At 44.7% G+C, this 14,702-nt stretch carries 14 protein-coding genes, 1 tRNA gene and 1 pseudogene; 4 read left to right on the forward strand and 12 right to left on the reverse strand.

The features are described 5' to 3' along the window. Positions 1-142 precede the first annotated feature (142 nt). The 6 genes from V7K97_RS13320 to V7K97_RS13345 form a co-directional block, all read right to left on the reverse strand. A complete protein-coding gene (locus V7K97_RS13320; protein ID WP_334801518.1) occupies positions 143-370 on the reverse strand; it encodes an indolepyruvate ferredoxin oxidoreductase subunit alpha in 228 nt (75 codons plus the stop codon). 295 nt (positions 371-665) lie between these two features. Beyond that, positions 666-1,880 (reverse strand): ATP phosphoribosyltransferase regulatory subunit, encoded by a 1,215-nt coding sequence (locus V7K97_RS13325; protein ID WP_334801519.1) that lies wholly within the window; start codon positions 1,878-1,880, stop codon positions 666-668. Then, complete coding sequence (locus tag V7K97_RS13330) at positions 1,880-2,830, reverse strand: J domain-containing protein (protein WP_334801520.1); 951 nt, start codon at positions 2,828-2,830, stop codon at positions 1,880-1,882. Before V7K97_RS13330 ends, V7K97_RS13325 begins: the two co-directional genes overlap by 1 nt. 74 nt (positions 2,831-2,904) lie before the next feature. Beyond that, positions 2,905-3,717, reverse strand: a complete 813-nt coding sequence (locus tag V7K97_RS13335) for an inositol monophosphatase family protein (RefSeq protein WP_334801521.1) — start codon at positions 3,715-3,717, stop codon at positions 2,905-2,907. 135 nt (positions 3,718-3,852) lie between these two features. Continuing rightward, positions 3,853-4,431 carry a thermonuclease family protein gene (locus V7K97_RS13340; RefSeq protein WP_334801522.1) on the reverse strand — a complete coding sequence of 193 codons (579 nt, stop codon included), beginning with the start codon at positions 4,429-4,431 and terminating at the stop codon, positions 3,853-3,855. Next, the gene (locus V7K97_RS13345) at positions 4,421-4,789 is read right to left on the reverse strand and encodes a 2Fe-2S iron-sulfur cluster-binding protein (protein WP_334801523.1); all 369 of its coding nucleotides are present in this window, start codon (positions 4,787-4,789) and stop codon (positions 4,421-4,423) included. Before V7K97_RS13345 ends, V7K97_RS13340 begins: the two co-directional genes overlap by 11 nt. A 106-nt stretch (positions 4,790-4,895) precedes the next feature. Here V7K97_RS13345 and V7K97_RS13350 point away from each other — a divergent pair. Then, a tRNA-Ser gene (locus V7K97_RS13350) sits at positions 4,896-4,980 on the forward strand. A gap of 197 nt (positions 4,981-5,177) precedes the next feature. On the opposite strand, the gene V7K97_RS13355 is transcribed toward V7K97_RS13350, so the two are convergent. The 3 genes and pseudogenes from V7K97_RS13355 to V7K97_RS32025 all read right to left on the reverse strand — a co-directional run. After that, the gene (locus tag V7K97_RS13355; protein WP_334801524.1) at positions 5,178-5,753 is read right to left on the reverse strand and encodes a single-stranded DNA-binding protein; all 576 of its coding nucleotides are present in this window, start codon (positions 5,751-5,753) and stop codon (positions 5,178-5,180) included. Between the two features lie 134 nt (positions 5,754-5,887). Beyond that, on the reverse strand, positions 5,888-6,046 hold the full coding sequence (locus V7K97_RS13360) for a hypothetical protein (RefSeq protein ID WP_334801525.1): 159 nt from the start codon (positions 6,044-6,046) through the stop codon (positions 5,888-5,890). A gap of 147 nt (positions 6,047-6,193) precedes the next feature. Beyond that, positions 6,194-6,313, reverse strand: a pseudogene (locus tag V7K97_RS32025) (FAD-dependent oxidoreductase); the annotation flags it as partial. 223 nt (positions 6,314-6,536) lie between these two features. Here V7K97_RS32025 and V7K97_RS13370 point away from each other — a divergent pair. Further along, the gene (locus tag V7K97_RS13370; protein WP_334801526.1) at positions 6,537-7,874 is read left to right on the forward strand and encodes an ABC transporter ATP-binding protein; all 1,338 of its coding nucleotides are present in this window, start codon (positions 6,537-6,539) and stop codon (positions 7,872-7,874) included. 166 nt (positions 7,875-8,040) lie between these two features. Here V7K97_RS13370 and cydB read toward each other — a convergent pair whose 3' ends face one another. Together cydB and V7K97_RS13380 are read right to left on the reverse strand one after the other, a co-directional pair. Then, positions 8,041-9,054, reverse strand: coding sequence for a cytochrome d ubiquinol oxidase subunit II (gene cydB / locus V7K97_RS13375; RefSeq protein ID WP_334801527.1), 1,014 nt, complete (start codon positions 9,052-9,054; stop codon positions 8,041-8,043). Positions 9,055-9,499: 445 nt separating this feature from the next. Continuing rightward, positions 9,500-10,942, reverse strand: coding sequence for a cytochrome ubiquinol oxidase subunit I (locus tag V7K97_RS13380; protein WP_334801528.1), 1,443 nt, complete (start codon positions 10,940-10,942; stop codon positions 9,500-9,502). A gap of 376 nt (positions 10,943-11,318) precedes the next feature. On the opposite strand from V7K97_RS13380, the gene V7K97_RS13385 reads away from it, so the two are divergent. Continuing rightward, positions 11,319-11,771, forward strand: coding sequence for a hypothetical protein (locus tag V7K97_RS13385; RefSeq protein WP_334801529.1), 453 nt, complete (start codon positions 11,319-11,321; stop codon positions 11,769-11,771). 67 nt (positions 11,772-11,838) lie between these two features. Beyond that, a complete protein-coding gene (locus V7K97_RS13390; protein ID WP_334801530.1) occupies positions 11,839-13,467 on the forward strand; it encodes an iron uptake porin in 1,629 nt (542 codons plus the stop codon). 239 nt (positions 13,468-13,706) lie between these two features. Here V7K97_RS13390 and V7K97_RS13395 read toward each other — a convergent pair whose 3' ends face one another. Further along, the gene (locus V7K97_RS13395) at positions 13,707-14,678 is read right to left on the reverse strand and encodes a chlorophyll a/b binding light-harvesting protein (protein WP_334801531.1); all 972 of its coding nucleotides are present in this window, start codon (positions 14,676-14,678) and stop codon (positions 13,707-13,709) included. Between the last annotated feature and the right edge of the window lie 24 nt (positions 14,679-14,702).

Genomic DNA, 14,702 nt, shown 5'->3' on the forward strand with positions numbered 1-14,702 from the left:
GTCATTGGTCATTGGTCATTGGTCATTGGTCATTGGTCATTGGTCATTGGTCATTGGTCATTGGTCATTGGTCATTGGTCATTGGTCATTGGTCAACAGTCAAGTCAAACATAACTATTGACTATTGACTGTTGACTATGGACTATTGTGGGGTTTTTTGCAACTCCGGTCGTTCTTCTGGAAGAATTGCCCCTTCTACTGGGCAAACTTGGAGACAGATGCCACAGTCGATGCAGGTGGCAAAGTCAATCCAGTACCAATCAGTCCCCTTGGTATTTTTTCCTGGACCATCATGAATACAAGCTACTGGACAGGCATCTACGCAGTCAGCGACACCTTGACAGACTTCTGTAACAATTGTATGCGGCATGTTCTCGATTCCCTCTTTTCTGTATCGGCTCTTTCTAGCCTAGCAAGGTAGTGGGGAGTGGGGAGCAGGGGAGCAGGGGAGATAAGGGAGGGAGATGAATTAATAACCAATACCCAATGCCCACTTGCCCTGAGCGGAGCCGAAGGGATGCCCAATACTTCTCTTCTTAGGCTGCGCCAACGACAACGCTGGGTACAAGTGCCCAATGCCCAATAGTTCGACTTCTCTACGAGACGCTACGCGTAGCAAGATCCCCGGAGGGGTACGCTCAGTAAAAGTGCCCCATGCCCACTAATTAACGCAATGGTTCAATTTTTGCGGAGCCATCAGCTTTGATCCAAGCAATTTGGGCTATGCTGCGATCGCGTGCATATTGTCGGATAGCCTCTGCATCCCTTCCCCCTAAATCAATTTCTACCCGCAGCAAATCAGTAGAATCTCTGAGTTTTTGCGCGTAGGCAAAGGCAAAGGCGTTAGCATTGGCATTCTCTGGTGCTACCAACCAGTCACTGGCTGGAGTCGCCTGTGGTAATTGCTGAGTACACAGCAGAACCTGGTATAAATCTTCGATATTGAGTCCAAAACCAATTCCGGGGATGTTTTCTCCTTGAGGATGATATAGCCCCAAAAGCTGGTCATAGCGACCACCGCGCCCTAAAACTCTGGCTTGGGATTCGGTATGGTTGACAAGCTCAAAGACAATACCTGTGTAGTAGTCTATAGTCTGGATCAGGCTAAGGTCGAGGGTTAAAGGAAATTGTTTCTCCGATTCTAGTAATTCTACTAGGGATTTGAGGTTATTTACTGCCTCTCGCTGTTCTTTGTCTAAATCCAAACTACTAACTTTTTGCAACACATCTGCACTTGTCCCGCGCAAATCCATGATGATTCGGGCGCGATCGCGTAGTTTGTCACTCAGGGGTAAACTATCTATAGTAATCCGATCGAGATGAGCGATCGCACTGCGAACTTGATCTTGTAAATTAGCAGGAAAGGCACTCAGGAGCGATCGCGTAATTCCCGCCTCACCTAAAATTAAATGCCATCCTTGCAAACCCAATGCTGCCAGACAATCTGCTACTAACAGCAGTACTTCGGCATTTGCCAGCAATCCGCCAGCACCTAATAACTCTACCCCAGCTTGATAAAACTCCTGTTGGCGATTGTGTCTACTTTCCCAAGTGCGGCGAAACACATTGGCGTTGTAATACAACCGTTGCGGATAAGTACCACCGGCCATCCGAGTCACAACAGTACGAGCAATAGATGCTGTTAATTCTGGACGTAGCCCTAATTCATCATCTTCGCCATTTTGTTGTAGTTGAATCACCATCTGACGCTGAATTGCTTCTCCCGCCATCAGGGTATCCATACGCTCTAAAGTCGAGGTGATAATCCTGTGATATCCCCAACGGTGAAACACTTGCTGTAACCGATCTTCAATCCAGCGTTTTTTCTCCACATCCAGGGGTAATAAATCCCTGGCTCCCGCAGCTGGTTGATACACCATTATTTTTTCTTCCCACCAAACAAACCACCGAACAAACCACTACCAGATTTCTCTGGTTGCTTATCTCCATTATTGGGGGATGATGTCACCTTATGATCGCTAGTTTGTTGTCCTAAAGCCTTATCTATTTTCGGTTTCCATTGCAATGCCGTTTCATCATTGGGGTCTAATTTTAGAGCATTGTCAAAGTGGATTTTTGCCATTTTTAGCTGATTTTGCTTCAAATACACCATTGCAATTAAGCTATGACAGCGACTATTTTTCGGTTCTAGCTTTAGCGCCTCTTGCAACTCTACTTTGGCTGGGGCAAATTGGTTTTTGTCAATCAAAGATTGAGCGCGACGAACATACTGTTCTACAACCAAGCCTTCTTTTGCTGGTGCTGGTGCTGGTGGATTTTTTGGTGTATTTGGCTGAGGTATATCTGATTGGACTTTGGGTTGAGCAGGTGGCGGTGACGCTGCGGATGATTTACCCGCAGTCCGCATTAAATAGACTAAATTTAACTCACTAACTTGGGCAATGACTTGCAGTACATGCTCTAAAGAATCATATTGGGTTTGGGCGAGTTTAGCGATCGCACTTTTATAGAAATGATCGACATTAGCTGCCTCAACTAACTGCCTAGCCAAGTCGGTGTTGAGAGTTACCGAGGTAGACTCTTGTACCAAACGCTTGCCAATTTGCGACAAAATTAGAATATATTCAGTGCGAGTGCGATCGCCAACAAGTTTTTCGTAAGCTGGGTTAACCAGCTTTGATAAGAATTCGTTTCCTAGCTGTTTTTGGGCATCACTTTCAGTAAAACTACTATCCGGGTGTAAGCGACGGGCAATTTGGAGATAGCGTTTACGAATCTCTTTGACATCCGCATCAACTGGAACGCACAATACGGCGTGATGATCTATGAAATCATATTTAAATAGTCCGCGATCTATTTTAAAAGACATATAGAGGTTTTGCACCAAAGGAGCAGTTACATTCCTCTTAGTTTACCCAAAGTTAGGGGGAAAGCCGCCACCTGCTACACCCAAGCTGACAGTGGCGGAGTTTGTAAAAGTTCGTTACTGAGGGAGTCGTGAATATAACCATTTGTGGCAAGAATTCTACCTAATTCAATTTTGACGGCAGTGCCATCATAAGTGGTGATTTTGCCCCCAGCTTCTTGTACCAAAATTATCCCGGCGGCAATATCCCAAGGAGAAAGCCCTCGTTCCCAGTAACCATCGACACGTCCACAGGCAACATAAGCCAAATCTAGCGATGCGGAACCGCTACGTCTGACTCCTTGGGTAAGATGGGTGAGGTGGCTAAATTCAGCATAGTTGTTATCAGAGGTTTCGCGGCGATCGTAGGCAAATCCTGTCACTAGTAGGCTTTTACTAAGTTGAGATGTTACTGAAACCTTGATGGGCTGACGGTTACGCGTTGCTCCTAAGCCAGCAGCAGCCCGGAATAGCTCATTGTGAAAGGGGTCATAAATTACACCAACTTGCGGAACGCCATTAATTAATAGCCCGATGGAAACGGCAAAAAATGGGTATTGATGAGCATAGTTGGTTGTGCCATCTAGAGGATCTATTGCCCAGAGATATTCATTCTCTTGATTACCTAATTTTCCTGATTCTTCAGCAAGGATAGAGTGCTGGGGAAAGTGGCGACGCAAAATGTCTAAAATCAACTTTTCTGAGGCTTTATCAGCAGCAGTGACTAAATCCCCAGGGCGTCCTTTTTCAATAATTGCGTCTTCTAGTTTACCCAAGTAACCTTGCAAAATAGCACCAGCAGCTAAGGCCGCTTCTGTCGCAATATCTAGAAAAATTTGTAGATTAGTCATTACTTATTGGGCATTGGGCATGGGGCATGGGGCATGGGGCATGGGGCACTTGTACTGAGCGAAGTCGTTGGCGCAGCCTCTCGTAGAGAAGTATTGGGCACTTGTTATGACTCCCAACTCCCCACTCCTAACTCCTTAAAGATTTTGGCGGCGAAACTCGGCGGGAGTGAGGCGCATAGATTTTTCTGGGTTCCAGATTCCTTGCCCCATGAGTCTAGCCCATTGTTGGGCACGTTCTAAACGCTGATCATATTTGTGGTTAGGTGATCGCCCAACAAACATTGCATTCCCTTGTTTGACTAATTCTTCATTCAACAACACCTTATTTTTCCACACATAAGCTAGAGTTCGCCCGATTTTGTCTTTTGCTTCTAAATCAAACTCCAGCGTTACCAACTGTTCTGCACCACCAATTAGATTCTCTAACTGTTCTTTTGCTGCTTCCCCCCAAGGGCGCTGTCGCAAATCTGGTGCATCAATACCCACTAACCGCACTTGGGAAATCAAATTTGGTTGTTCAGCCATGCCTAACACTTCCAAACTTTGCCCACTAACTACCCGCGCTACTTTCACCTCAGCCTCATTGCTTGGCAGCTGGTTTTTACCTTGGCAACTCACCAAGAGCAATAAGCAAGCCAAAATAGCTATTTTTCGCAACCAGTCACCAAAATGTACAGGCATCTGAAATTCGGTGATTTTAAATTTATTCCTCATCTAAGGGTAAACCCGCTTTAATTCTCCCCCTAGCAAAATAGCGTCCAAACTGGAGTTCGTAGACTTCATCTTCGTCTTGTGTTTCCACTTCCAAGTCAGAACGGGGGTAACTCACACACAACAAGGCATAACCTTGCCGTCGTAAATCTGGCGACAAGCCGATGGCCTCTGGTTGGTAAATTTCTCCTGACAATACTCTCACAGCACAAGCGGTGCAAGCCCCGTTGCGGCAGGAAAAGGGTAGTTCCACCCCTTGTTTTTCGCCAGTGTGGAGGATGTAGCGGTTTTCTGGCACTTCTAGAGTGTATGTTTTGCCAGTGGCGCGATCGCGAACTCTAATTGTGTATGTACGGGACATCTGGATTTGGGTTTTGGAATTAGGACTTTCAGATTCAATCTAAAATATCTTTCTTTATCTTTGCATTTTCTGGGATTCTATAGTAGAATCGTAACTTGTGGCACCTGGAGAGGTGGCCGAGCGGTTTAAGGCGCAGACCTGGAAAGTCTGTTTAGGGAAACTTAACGAGGGTTCGAATCCCTCCCTCTCCGTTTTTCAACCCTAGTCTAAATATATAGTTTGAACCGGACTTCTACAAATAATCTGATTCAGCAAAAAGCAAAATATTGCCAAATATAATCGCCTGCCAAGGCATACTTTGAGCTATTTCCGACAGCAGCCCCACGCCGTCCCGAAGGGCGGCGCGGGGAGTATGTCACCAAATTTAACAGAGGCTCAACTACCAACTTTAGAAGGGAATATCATCTGGATCTGGTTCTTCCGCTTTCACTGCTGGATAAGTGGTTCGCTCATAATTTGTGGGTTGGGGTACGGGTTCGTAACTGGTTCCTTGGGGAGTAACGCCAACCGGATTTGTAACCGGGGTAGGCGCTGGCCTTTGTGACTCGTAATTGGGAATATCTTTCTGTGGAGGACGAGATGTTGAAGATGGTTGTGGTGGAGCCGTTTCAGTGAATGATGGAGTTACGGTTCCTGAGGGCAATGGATCAGTATTAAAACTACCTCCAACAGATTGAATTTGTTGCACCGTCAATTCAGCGCGTTTTTCTTTAAAACCTTCTTGCATCGGAACAGTATTCATACTTAAACGCCCTACCAAGATGACGCGATCGCCTTGGTGGTAGTTTTGCTGAATTTCTGTCGCTAAATTCCCCCAGCCAACAACTTTCAGTGTGGCTGGCGGATCTTCTGGTTTCTGGGAATTGGGAAACTGCACCAGCATTTCCGTGACTCCCAAATTATCCGCCGTATAGCGGAGTTGCGGTTCATTAATAATTTCCGCCATCAAAACGCAACTGTTCATTAAAATTACTCCTAACTGCAAAAAGTACTGATTCAAAAACAGGGGGTTTTTCTATGTAGTGCCAATTAATATCTAGATAGGTTTAATTGTTTGCATTTTTTAATAATATTTGAACAAATATTCTACATCCATTTTTAGTTTTTAGTTATTTCTAGCATAAAAGCCAAGCGATCGCTTTGAACAGTATTAAATATACCGTTCGCCACTTTCGCCTGACTAGGATGAGCATTTAATTCTGCATTGAGTAGTATAATTGTACCACTAGTTGATGAAATATCAAAAATTCTTGGCAAAAATTAAGTCTTGACGTGAACAGGGAAAACACCCAAGGCGATCAACCTTGCTGGAAGGTCACGCAAGATAGGTAAGCGCAAAAACGCAGGTGGTACAAAGGTGCGATTTGAGGTGAGAATCGGTGCAAATAACCGCTTTTGGATAAAAGTTTGAATACTAATTTGGCGCATTTTGGCATGGGGGAGTTGCAGCAAGCGATCGCTAAGTCCCAATTCTTCCATAATTTCCATTACTGATGGATGAATCGTATCGCCGCGAAAGTCGCGAGAGACTGATCAATACTTGGGTGAGGAAACTCCTTCAAGCAAATCAACTCGTAGAAAGAGGAAACCCAAAGAGCGATCTTTGGAATCCCCACCTTCAACGAAGTAAGGTGGGGAGGATGTCAATTTTCGTATTTACATACAACGTGTATTATGATTGGCGCTAAACTGTCATTGGTCATTAGCCCAATGCCCAATCCCCAATCCCCAATGACAATAACTAATCGTGTCCCAAGTTGTTTTAGAAAACGTTTATAAAAGTTTTTCCTCGCGTCAAGGGGAAAATGTTACCTCACAAACCCAATCTCCCCTGATGTCTGGGGATAAAACTGATGCAGCACAAGAGCGTGCGGGAAGCGTCAATGTTTTGCGGCGGATTAATCTGACGATCGCAGATGGCGAGTTTATGGTGTTGGTAGGCCCTTCTGGTTGTGGTAAAAGCACCCTACTACGGTTAATCGCTGGGTTAGAAGTGATGACTGGAGGCAATATTTGGGTAGGCGATCGCTTGATTAATGACTTACCACCCAAAGAACGCGACATCGCAATGGTGTTTCAAAATTACGCCCTCTATCCTCACATGACGGTGTATGATAACATCGCCTTTGGGTTACGTCGTAGGGGAAGCAGGGGAGCATCACTTCGGCTACGCTCAGTGACCGAGGAGCAGGAGAGCAGAGGAGAAAATACTCCCTATCTTCGGAGGTGGGCTGAAAATCTTTTTGTGGGGGCGACAAGAAAGTTACCTAAAGGACTGCGGTATATTTCTGATCAAGAACGGGCTGTAGATGAGCAGGTGCGTAGTGTCGCTCAACTGTTGCAAATCGAAACATTGCTGAATCGCTTACCCAAACAGCTATCTGGGGGACAAAGACAACGAGTTGCACTGGGAAGAGCGATCGCCCGTGATCCCCAAGTATTTTTAATGGATGAACCGCTTTCTAACTTAGATGCCAAACTGCGGGCGGAAACCCGCGCCCAAATTGTCAAATTGCAGCGCCAACTGGGGACAACAACGATTTACGTTACCCATGACCAAACAGAAGCCATGACAATGGGCGATCGCATTGCGATTATGTCTGAGGGTAAAATCCAGCAACTTGCTTCTCCCTTAGAACTTTACAACCGTCCTGCCAACCTTTTTGTAGCAGAGTTCATTGGTTCACCACCGATGAATTTTATTCCTGTGGAATTTCATGCCCCTCTGTTGATTACTCATTCCCAGTTACGTTTCACCCTTCCAGAAGTCTGGGGAAAAGCTTTACAAAAATATGATCGGAAAACTCTAATTTTAGGCATTCGCCCAGAACATTTTAACTTGAGTATGCCTGCCACCAAAAACCTACCAGTGCAAGTAGATTTGGTGGAGAATCTCGGCAACGATTCCTTTCTTGCTGTTAAGATTGTCGAACCGGGATCTCAAAGAGCCACTACAGCTAATTATCTACAAGTGCGAATACCACCAGACCGATTTGTCCAACCTGGTGAGCAACTTTGGTTATCGCTAACTCCAGAAAAAATTCACTTTTTTGACCCGGAAAGTGAGTTAGCGATATTTCCCTAAAATCAATCAACAGAGAAACACAAACTTACCAAAGTTTAGATTTTAAATTTTGGATAGACACCATTTATTTGTGAAGCTGTGCTAAACCTTTTGGTTCTTCGGTTAAGGCAAGAGACGGCGATTTATCGCGTCTTTGTGATGATTTATCGCATCTTTATTGTGTCACCTATTCCCCATAATGTGTGCCTGCTACTTTCCCTCGAAACACAATGTAATTGTAGATGTTGTAAAACAACATAATGGGAATCAGAAATCCAATGAAGATTATCATGAACACTAATGCGCTAGGTGCTGCGGCGGCCTGATAAATGGTGATACCTGGGGGAATAATATAGGGAAAGACAACTAATCCTAACCCCACAAAGGTAAGTAGAAAAAGCAGCACCGTCCAAACTAGGGGAGTAGTTTCTGCTTTGCGGTTCAGGCTTTGAATCAATAACCCAATCAGCAACACACCTAGCACGGGAATGATTGAAAATAGATACACTTCTGGCTGATGAAATAACTTTGCTCTGGCATTTTCATACACAACAGGGGTGGCGATGGTGATTAAGATTGCACCTAAAAGCGTTGTCCAGGCAGCAATTTTTGCTGTGCGGTAATGGGACGTTTGCAGTTCTCCCTCAGTTTTTAAGATGAGATAGGTGGAGCCAATCAATACATAACCCTGGATCAATGTCAAGGCAACTAAGAGCGATCGCCAATCGAGCCAGTCCCACATACTGCCGATAAAGTGACCCGATTCATCAACTGTAATGCCTTCTAAAATGCTGCCCAAGGCAAATCCTTGAAACAGCGCCGCCATGAAACTACCGATTCCAAATGCCACATTCCAAAACACTTTGTTTGTAGAATGCTCTCGAAACTCAAAGGCCACAGCCCGAAAAATCAAGCCAAAGATCATCCCAAAAATGGGAATGTAGAGCGCATTCAAAATGGTGCCATAAGCGAGAGGAAATGCCCCAAACAACGCACCCCCCATCAACACCAACCAGGTTTCATTGGCATCCCAAATATTACCCAAACTCGTCATTAAGATGTCGCGTCGGTCGTCATTGGAACTGGTTAGCGATAGGATGCCTACGCCTAGATCAAACCCGTCTAACATAACGTAGAGAAATAAAAACAGAGCCAAAATGACAAACCAAACTTGTGCTAGAAAGTGTTCTAGATTCTCCATACAGTTACCTATTAATAGTGCTGAGTGTTCGCGTAGCGTCTAGGGAAGAAAAAGTACTGGCTAAAGCCCCGCTACCGCTAACAGCACTCTTCATTGCGAATTGCGAATTGCGAATTGGTTTCATCGAGACTCCTGGGTCTGAAAAGAATAGTGCTTCTAGAACGGCTTTGCACAAATCTTTAAATTACACAGAGTTGTGCTTTGGTAAAATTAGGATACGGTGAAATTGCTAAATGCAGGAAATTGACTCGTTTCCAAAGCTTAAGCAGTAACCGAGTTGTCTTACGCGTAGCAATGTAAATTGAGTCGTGGGGTGTGGGGGTGAGTACATCCTCTGGTCAAGCGTAACCGCGCCCGTAAGTTCCGCAAACAACATGAGTAAACAAGCAATTGTTAGTAGTGTTGGGAGGGGGACAAAGCCTCTCGCCTTTAGGCAGAGGAATGGTTACTGCTCTGCTTCGACAGGACGTTGATCTGGAACAAATTCAGCCGGGGTAGTTTCTATGGCAGCTTGGGTGTCAATGCCTGGAACCGGAAGCTCTAGGTTGGGGCCTTGACGAATGATCCGACTACCAAAGAATAAGGCACAAATAAATAGGGCTGTATAAATTACAGCAAAAATTAGCAGAGATGTTAAGACCTCACTAGCAGGTAGGTGGGAAACTCCGTCTGCGGTGCGAATTTGCCCGTAAACTACCCAGGGTTGCCGCCCAACACAACGCACAATCCAGCCTGATTCCACGGCAATGTAGCCCAGTGGAGCCGCCAAAATCCAGATTCGCAGTAGCCATTTCTGTTGGGCGATCGCCTCTGGTGAGAGTTTACCCCGCAACCACTGAATCACACTGAGTCCCATCAATCCAGCCAAGAAGAAGCCGATACCGCTCATGATGCGGAAGGCGTAATAAATCAAACCCACCATGCGGGGGCGATCTTCAGGTTTCCAATGTTTCAATCCGAGAACGGGTTTAGAGAGGTTCTGTTTAAATTCCAAAATGTAGCCTAAGCCGTTGGGAATTGAGATTTCCCAGTCATTTTGCTCAGTCTGGTTATTGGGTAATGCCACCACACTCCAGGGCGCAGGTTGACCGGCAGGAGAGGTTTCCCACTTAGCTTCCATCGCAGCTAGCTTGGTAGGCTGATAATCAGCTACCTGCTCGGCGCTGAGGTGTCCGATATAGATTTGTAATGGGGTGACAGCGATCGCAATTGCCAAGACAATTTTGAGCGATCGCCCAAAGAAAGCTTCATGACGGTTGTTGAGAATATACCAGGCGCTAATTCCCCCAATCACAAACAGAGAAGTTTCCAGCGTGGCTAAAAACATGTGCGAGACACTGTTGAGCATGAAGGGATTTAAAATTGCTTGAAAGTAATCATCGACAACAAACTTCCCGTTCACCATTTCCCCACCTGCCGGGGTCTGTAACCAAGAGTTTGCCGCTAAAATCCAGAAGGTAGATAGGTTTGCGCCAAAGGCAACCATAATCGTGGCGAAATAGTGAATCACTGGGTTGACTCGTTCCCAGCCAAACAGCATAATCCCCAAAAATCCGGCTTCTAGCATGAATGCCATCGAAGCCTCAAAGCCTAAAATGCTGCCAAAAAAGTCGCCTACCGCTTCAGAAAAAGGTGCCCAGTTTGTGCCAAATTGAAACTCCATCGGTAAGCCGGATGCTACACCAATGCCGAAATTCAACACATATAGTTTTGCCCAGAAACGAGCATGGTGGTAGTAATCAGGATTGCGTGTTTTGAGCCACATTCCTTCAACGATGACCAGATAAATCCCCATCCCAGTGGTGAGAACAGGCCATAGCATGTGAAAGATCGCCGTCAGTGCAAACTGCATCCGCGATAGGGCAACGGTGTCCGAGAGAAAATCCATGAACTAACCTCTGAATTCGTTTAATTGCCCAGCATCTTCGGGTCATAGTCGAATGGTAATATCATGTCCGTATAAATAGTTATGATTCCCACAGTCATTGCACCCCACCCCCAACCCCTAAGAGCTTGCGGGGAGGGGAGACAAAGCGTAGCTTTGGCGGGGTGGGGTTCTTCGGGTTTAATAAGTAATCAAGCGGACATGATATAACGGAACATTTATACCCTAGTTGGGCTACGCCTACGCTAATTCTAAACTTCCCAGATTTGTTAAAGTACACCATCCAGCGCTCCTCAACTTCGACAGCTTGTCTTTTGACACAAATTCAGTTTCAGCAAAAAATGTACACATAAAAAAATGCGTTATGGTGTGAGAATTAATGCCTGACCTCAAATATTTTTCCAAGCCCTTCATCTTCCTCCTTTCGACATTGATAGCTACGCCCGTACTTGCTCATACCGTACAGATGTCAGGCGATGTTGGAGCTACCTTTCATATTGAACCCAATGACAATCCCCAGGCTGGAAAGCCTTCCCTTGCTTGGTTTGCTTTAACTCACAGAAGTGGGCGCATTATTCCCCTATCGCAATGTAATTGTCAGCTTGCAGTGTATGCGGTTCCTCATGAGAAAAATGCTTCGCCTCTGATCAGTCCAATCTTAAAACCTGTCAGTGGCGATCGCTATCAAGGGATTCCCGGTGCTGAAATTACTTTCCCTACAGTGGGAGAATACGAATTGAAACTGAGTGGATACCCTAAAAAGAATACTGGATACAATGGTCGATTTATACCTTTCACGCTGACCTACAAGATTATCGTTGCCGGAGGTTAAGTAATTTTTCCAACAATATTTGAGGTGAAAGTTACTGAATCTGCCATCAACAATAAGAAGTAAGATTATGGGTCACAAGTTCAAAAATATTGCAATTATTTTCCAGTTAACCTTTGCATTACTGGTGTATTTTTCACATCCTGCTTTTGCTCAAACATCAGCGTCAGTGCTACCAGCAAAACAGGATAAACCATTGGTAAACGATACTGCCGAAAATACTGACCAAGGACAGGTGACTTCGGTATCCCAACTTTCAGATGTTAAACCTACTGATTGGGCTTTTCAAGCGTTGCAATCTTTAGTAGAACGCTATGGATGTATCACCGGATATTCTGACTCAACATATCGTGGTAATCGTGCCCTCAGCCGTTATGAATTTGCAGCTGGTGTCAATGCTTGTTTGAGTCGGGTAAATGAATTGCTGGCTTCTACAACAGACAGTCTAGTAAAAAAAGACGACTTAGCGCTGTTGCAAAAGTTACAGGAGAGTTTTGCCCCAGAACTGGCGACCCTACGCGGTCGAGTGGATGATCTGGAAGTACGCGATGCCACTGTAGAAAAGCAACAATTTTCTACAACGACGAAGCTCTATGGTAACGCCCTCTTTTCCTTAACGGCTATTGGGGGTAACAAACAGGCTGATGGTAGTGGCGCACCGGTGAGTCGTAATCTGATTGCCAGTGATTTCCTATGGCTGACTCTTGATACCAGTTTTACTGGTAAAGACCTGTTGAGAACTCGGTTACAAGCTAGCAATACGCCTAATTTGAAGGTTGCCACAGGCACTAACATGGGACGATTGACACTAGATGATTATGACAGCCCTAATCAACTGACTTTAGCTAAATTATCGTATCAATTTAAGGTGGGAGACAAACTCTCCATCCATATTGGTGCAAATGATGAACTACATGAAATGCTGGATGACGATGTGGATGCTGTTTCCCCTCTGGGCGATCATGTTAATGGTTCCATCTCACTCTTTGGTCAGTTCAATCCCATCTTCGCTATCGGGGGGGAAGATGTTGCTGGTGGTTCTCTCACTTATGAGTTTAGCAAGGCAGTGAGACTTAGCGCTGCATACGCTGCTGGTGGCAATAGCAATAATCCAAATTCGGGACTTTTCGGCGGGACTTATGTGGGTTTGGCTGAACTTACCTTACGTCCAATCGATCATTTGACTTTTGCACTCACCTATACACATTCTTACAGTGCTGACGATGATGAGGCGAACAATGCGCTCGATACTGGTACAGGCAGTATCAATGCCAGCGACCCCTTTAATGGCAGTCCTACTTCAGCTAACTCCTATGGTGTAAATATGGCTTATGATGTTAGTCGTAAATTCACCTTGGCAGCGTCGGCAGGCTTTACATACGCCCATGCGGAAGGAGGTGACAATCAGGGAGCCAATGCGGACATTGTGAACTGGTCGGTGACAGCAGCATTTCCCGATTTGGGTGGACAAGGAAACTTAGGGGGGTTTGCGATTGGACTACCGCCAAAGGTGACTAGTAATAATGTTGCAACTCGCGTAGATCCCAATAGCTCGCTGGAATTAGAGTTGTTTTACCGCTATGCCATCAATGACGCTATTGCAGTTACACCGGGACTAATTATGGTTACAAACCCAGAACACAACAGTAATAATGACACAATCTATATTGGTACAGTCCGAACAACCTTCTCTTTCTAGGTTTCATTGAGAAATCTTGCTTATCAACATCTGTAAAGTAGCGATGCCTACGGCGGCAAGCTACGCACCTCAATACACCCCATCAAGTGCGATCGTATTTCATTGAAAATCAATCTTCTTGAGAAAGAATTAAATTTAGAATATTCATTTCTTTAGACTGGAATATTTGATTTTCATTAAATAGGTTTTTCCCTAATTTATCCATTTGTAAAGACGCGATGAATCGCGTCTTTACCGATTCATCGCGTCTTTACTTGATGCCACGATCGCCAAGAGTGCCAAACGTAACCCAAGAAGGCCACTACACCAAGAAAAAACTGAATATCTGCCAATCCTAGACGTTCAGAACCGTAAAACTCTCTCGGAAAAACTGTCGTGTTATATCCCACAAACGCGGCAGAAATCCAAGCCATTAAAGCTAAACCCAGCAAGCTATAAGAAAGAATTTCTTCAGCATTTTCAATTGGTAAAATTCGTCTTATCCAGGTAAAAGGTTGTACAAAAATATGCCATGCACCACCAGCAATTAAGATAAAGCCAATCCAAATATGCCCGCCAATGACATCTTCTAAGTTATCAACACTTGCCATTCCTAAAGGATTCCAGCTACCATCTTTCAGACCAACTAAGTAACCAAAAATTGTTACTGGGTTTAAATTGGGATTGCTAATCAGGCGGACATTTCCCAAGTTAGTGTCATAAATTCCGCCAAAAATCGTTGCCTTTAGCACTAACAAAAATGCTCCCAAACCCAGAATAATTAGGTGATGACCTAAAATTAAACCCAATTGCTTTGGGTCATTCCACTCATAGTGAAATCTTGCCGTCTGTCCACCAGCATTATATAAAATTACTGGAGCGCGAAAAACATGAAAAAGTCCACCTGCACCCAATACAGCAGATGCAATTAAATGCAAAATGCCAATTACAAAATAGGGGTAGGTATCGACTACTTCACCTCCAGCACCTACACCCCAGCCCAAAGTTGCTAAGTGGGGTAACAAAGTCAATCCCTGTTCATACATTGGTATACTAGGAACAAAGCGTGTAACTTCAGATATTGTGATTGCTCCTACCCAAAACATAATTAAGCCTGCATGAGCAATGTGAGCGCCTAATAATTGACCAGATAAATCAATTAAACGGGCATTACCCACTAACCACGATGAATTTTTGTCTGCTGCTAAGGTTCTATCAGTTGTAATTGTCATAGTTAAATACCTTTAAAAGTGCTG

The organism is Nostoc sp., from assembly GCF_036917815.1.
Taxonomy (GTDB): Bacteria; Cyanobacteriota; Cyanobacteriia; order Cyanobacteriales; family Nostocaceae; genus Nostoc.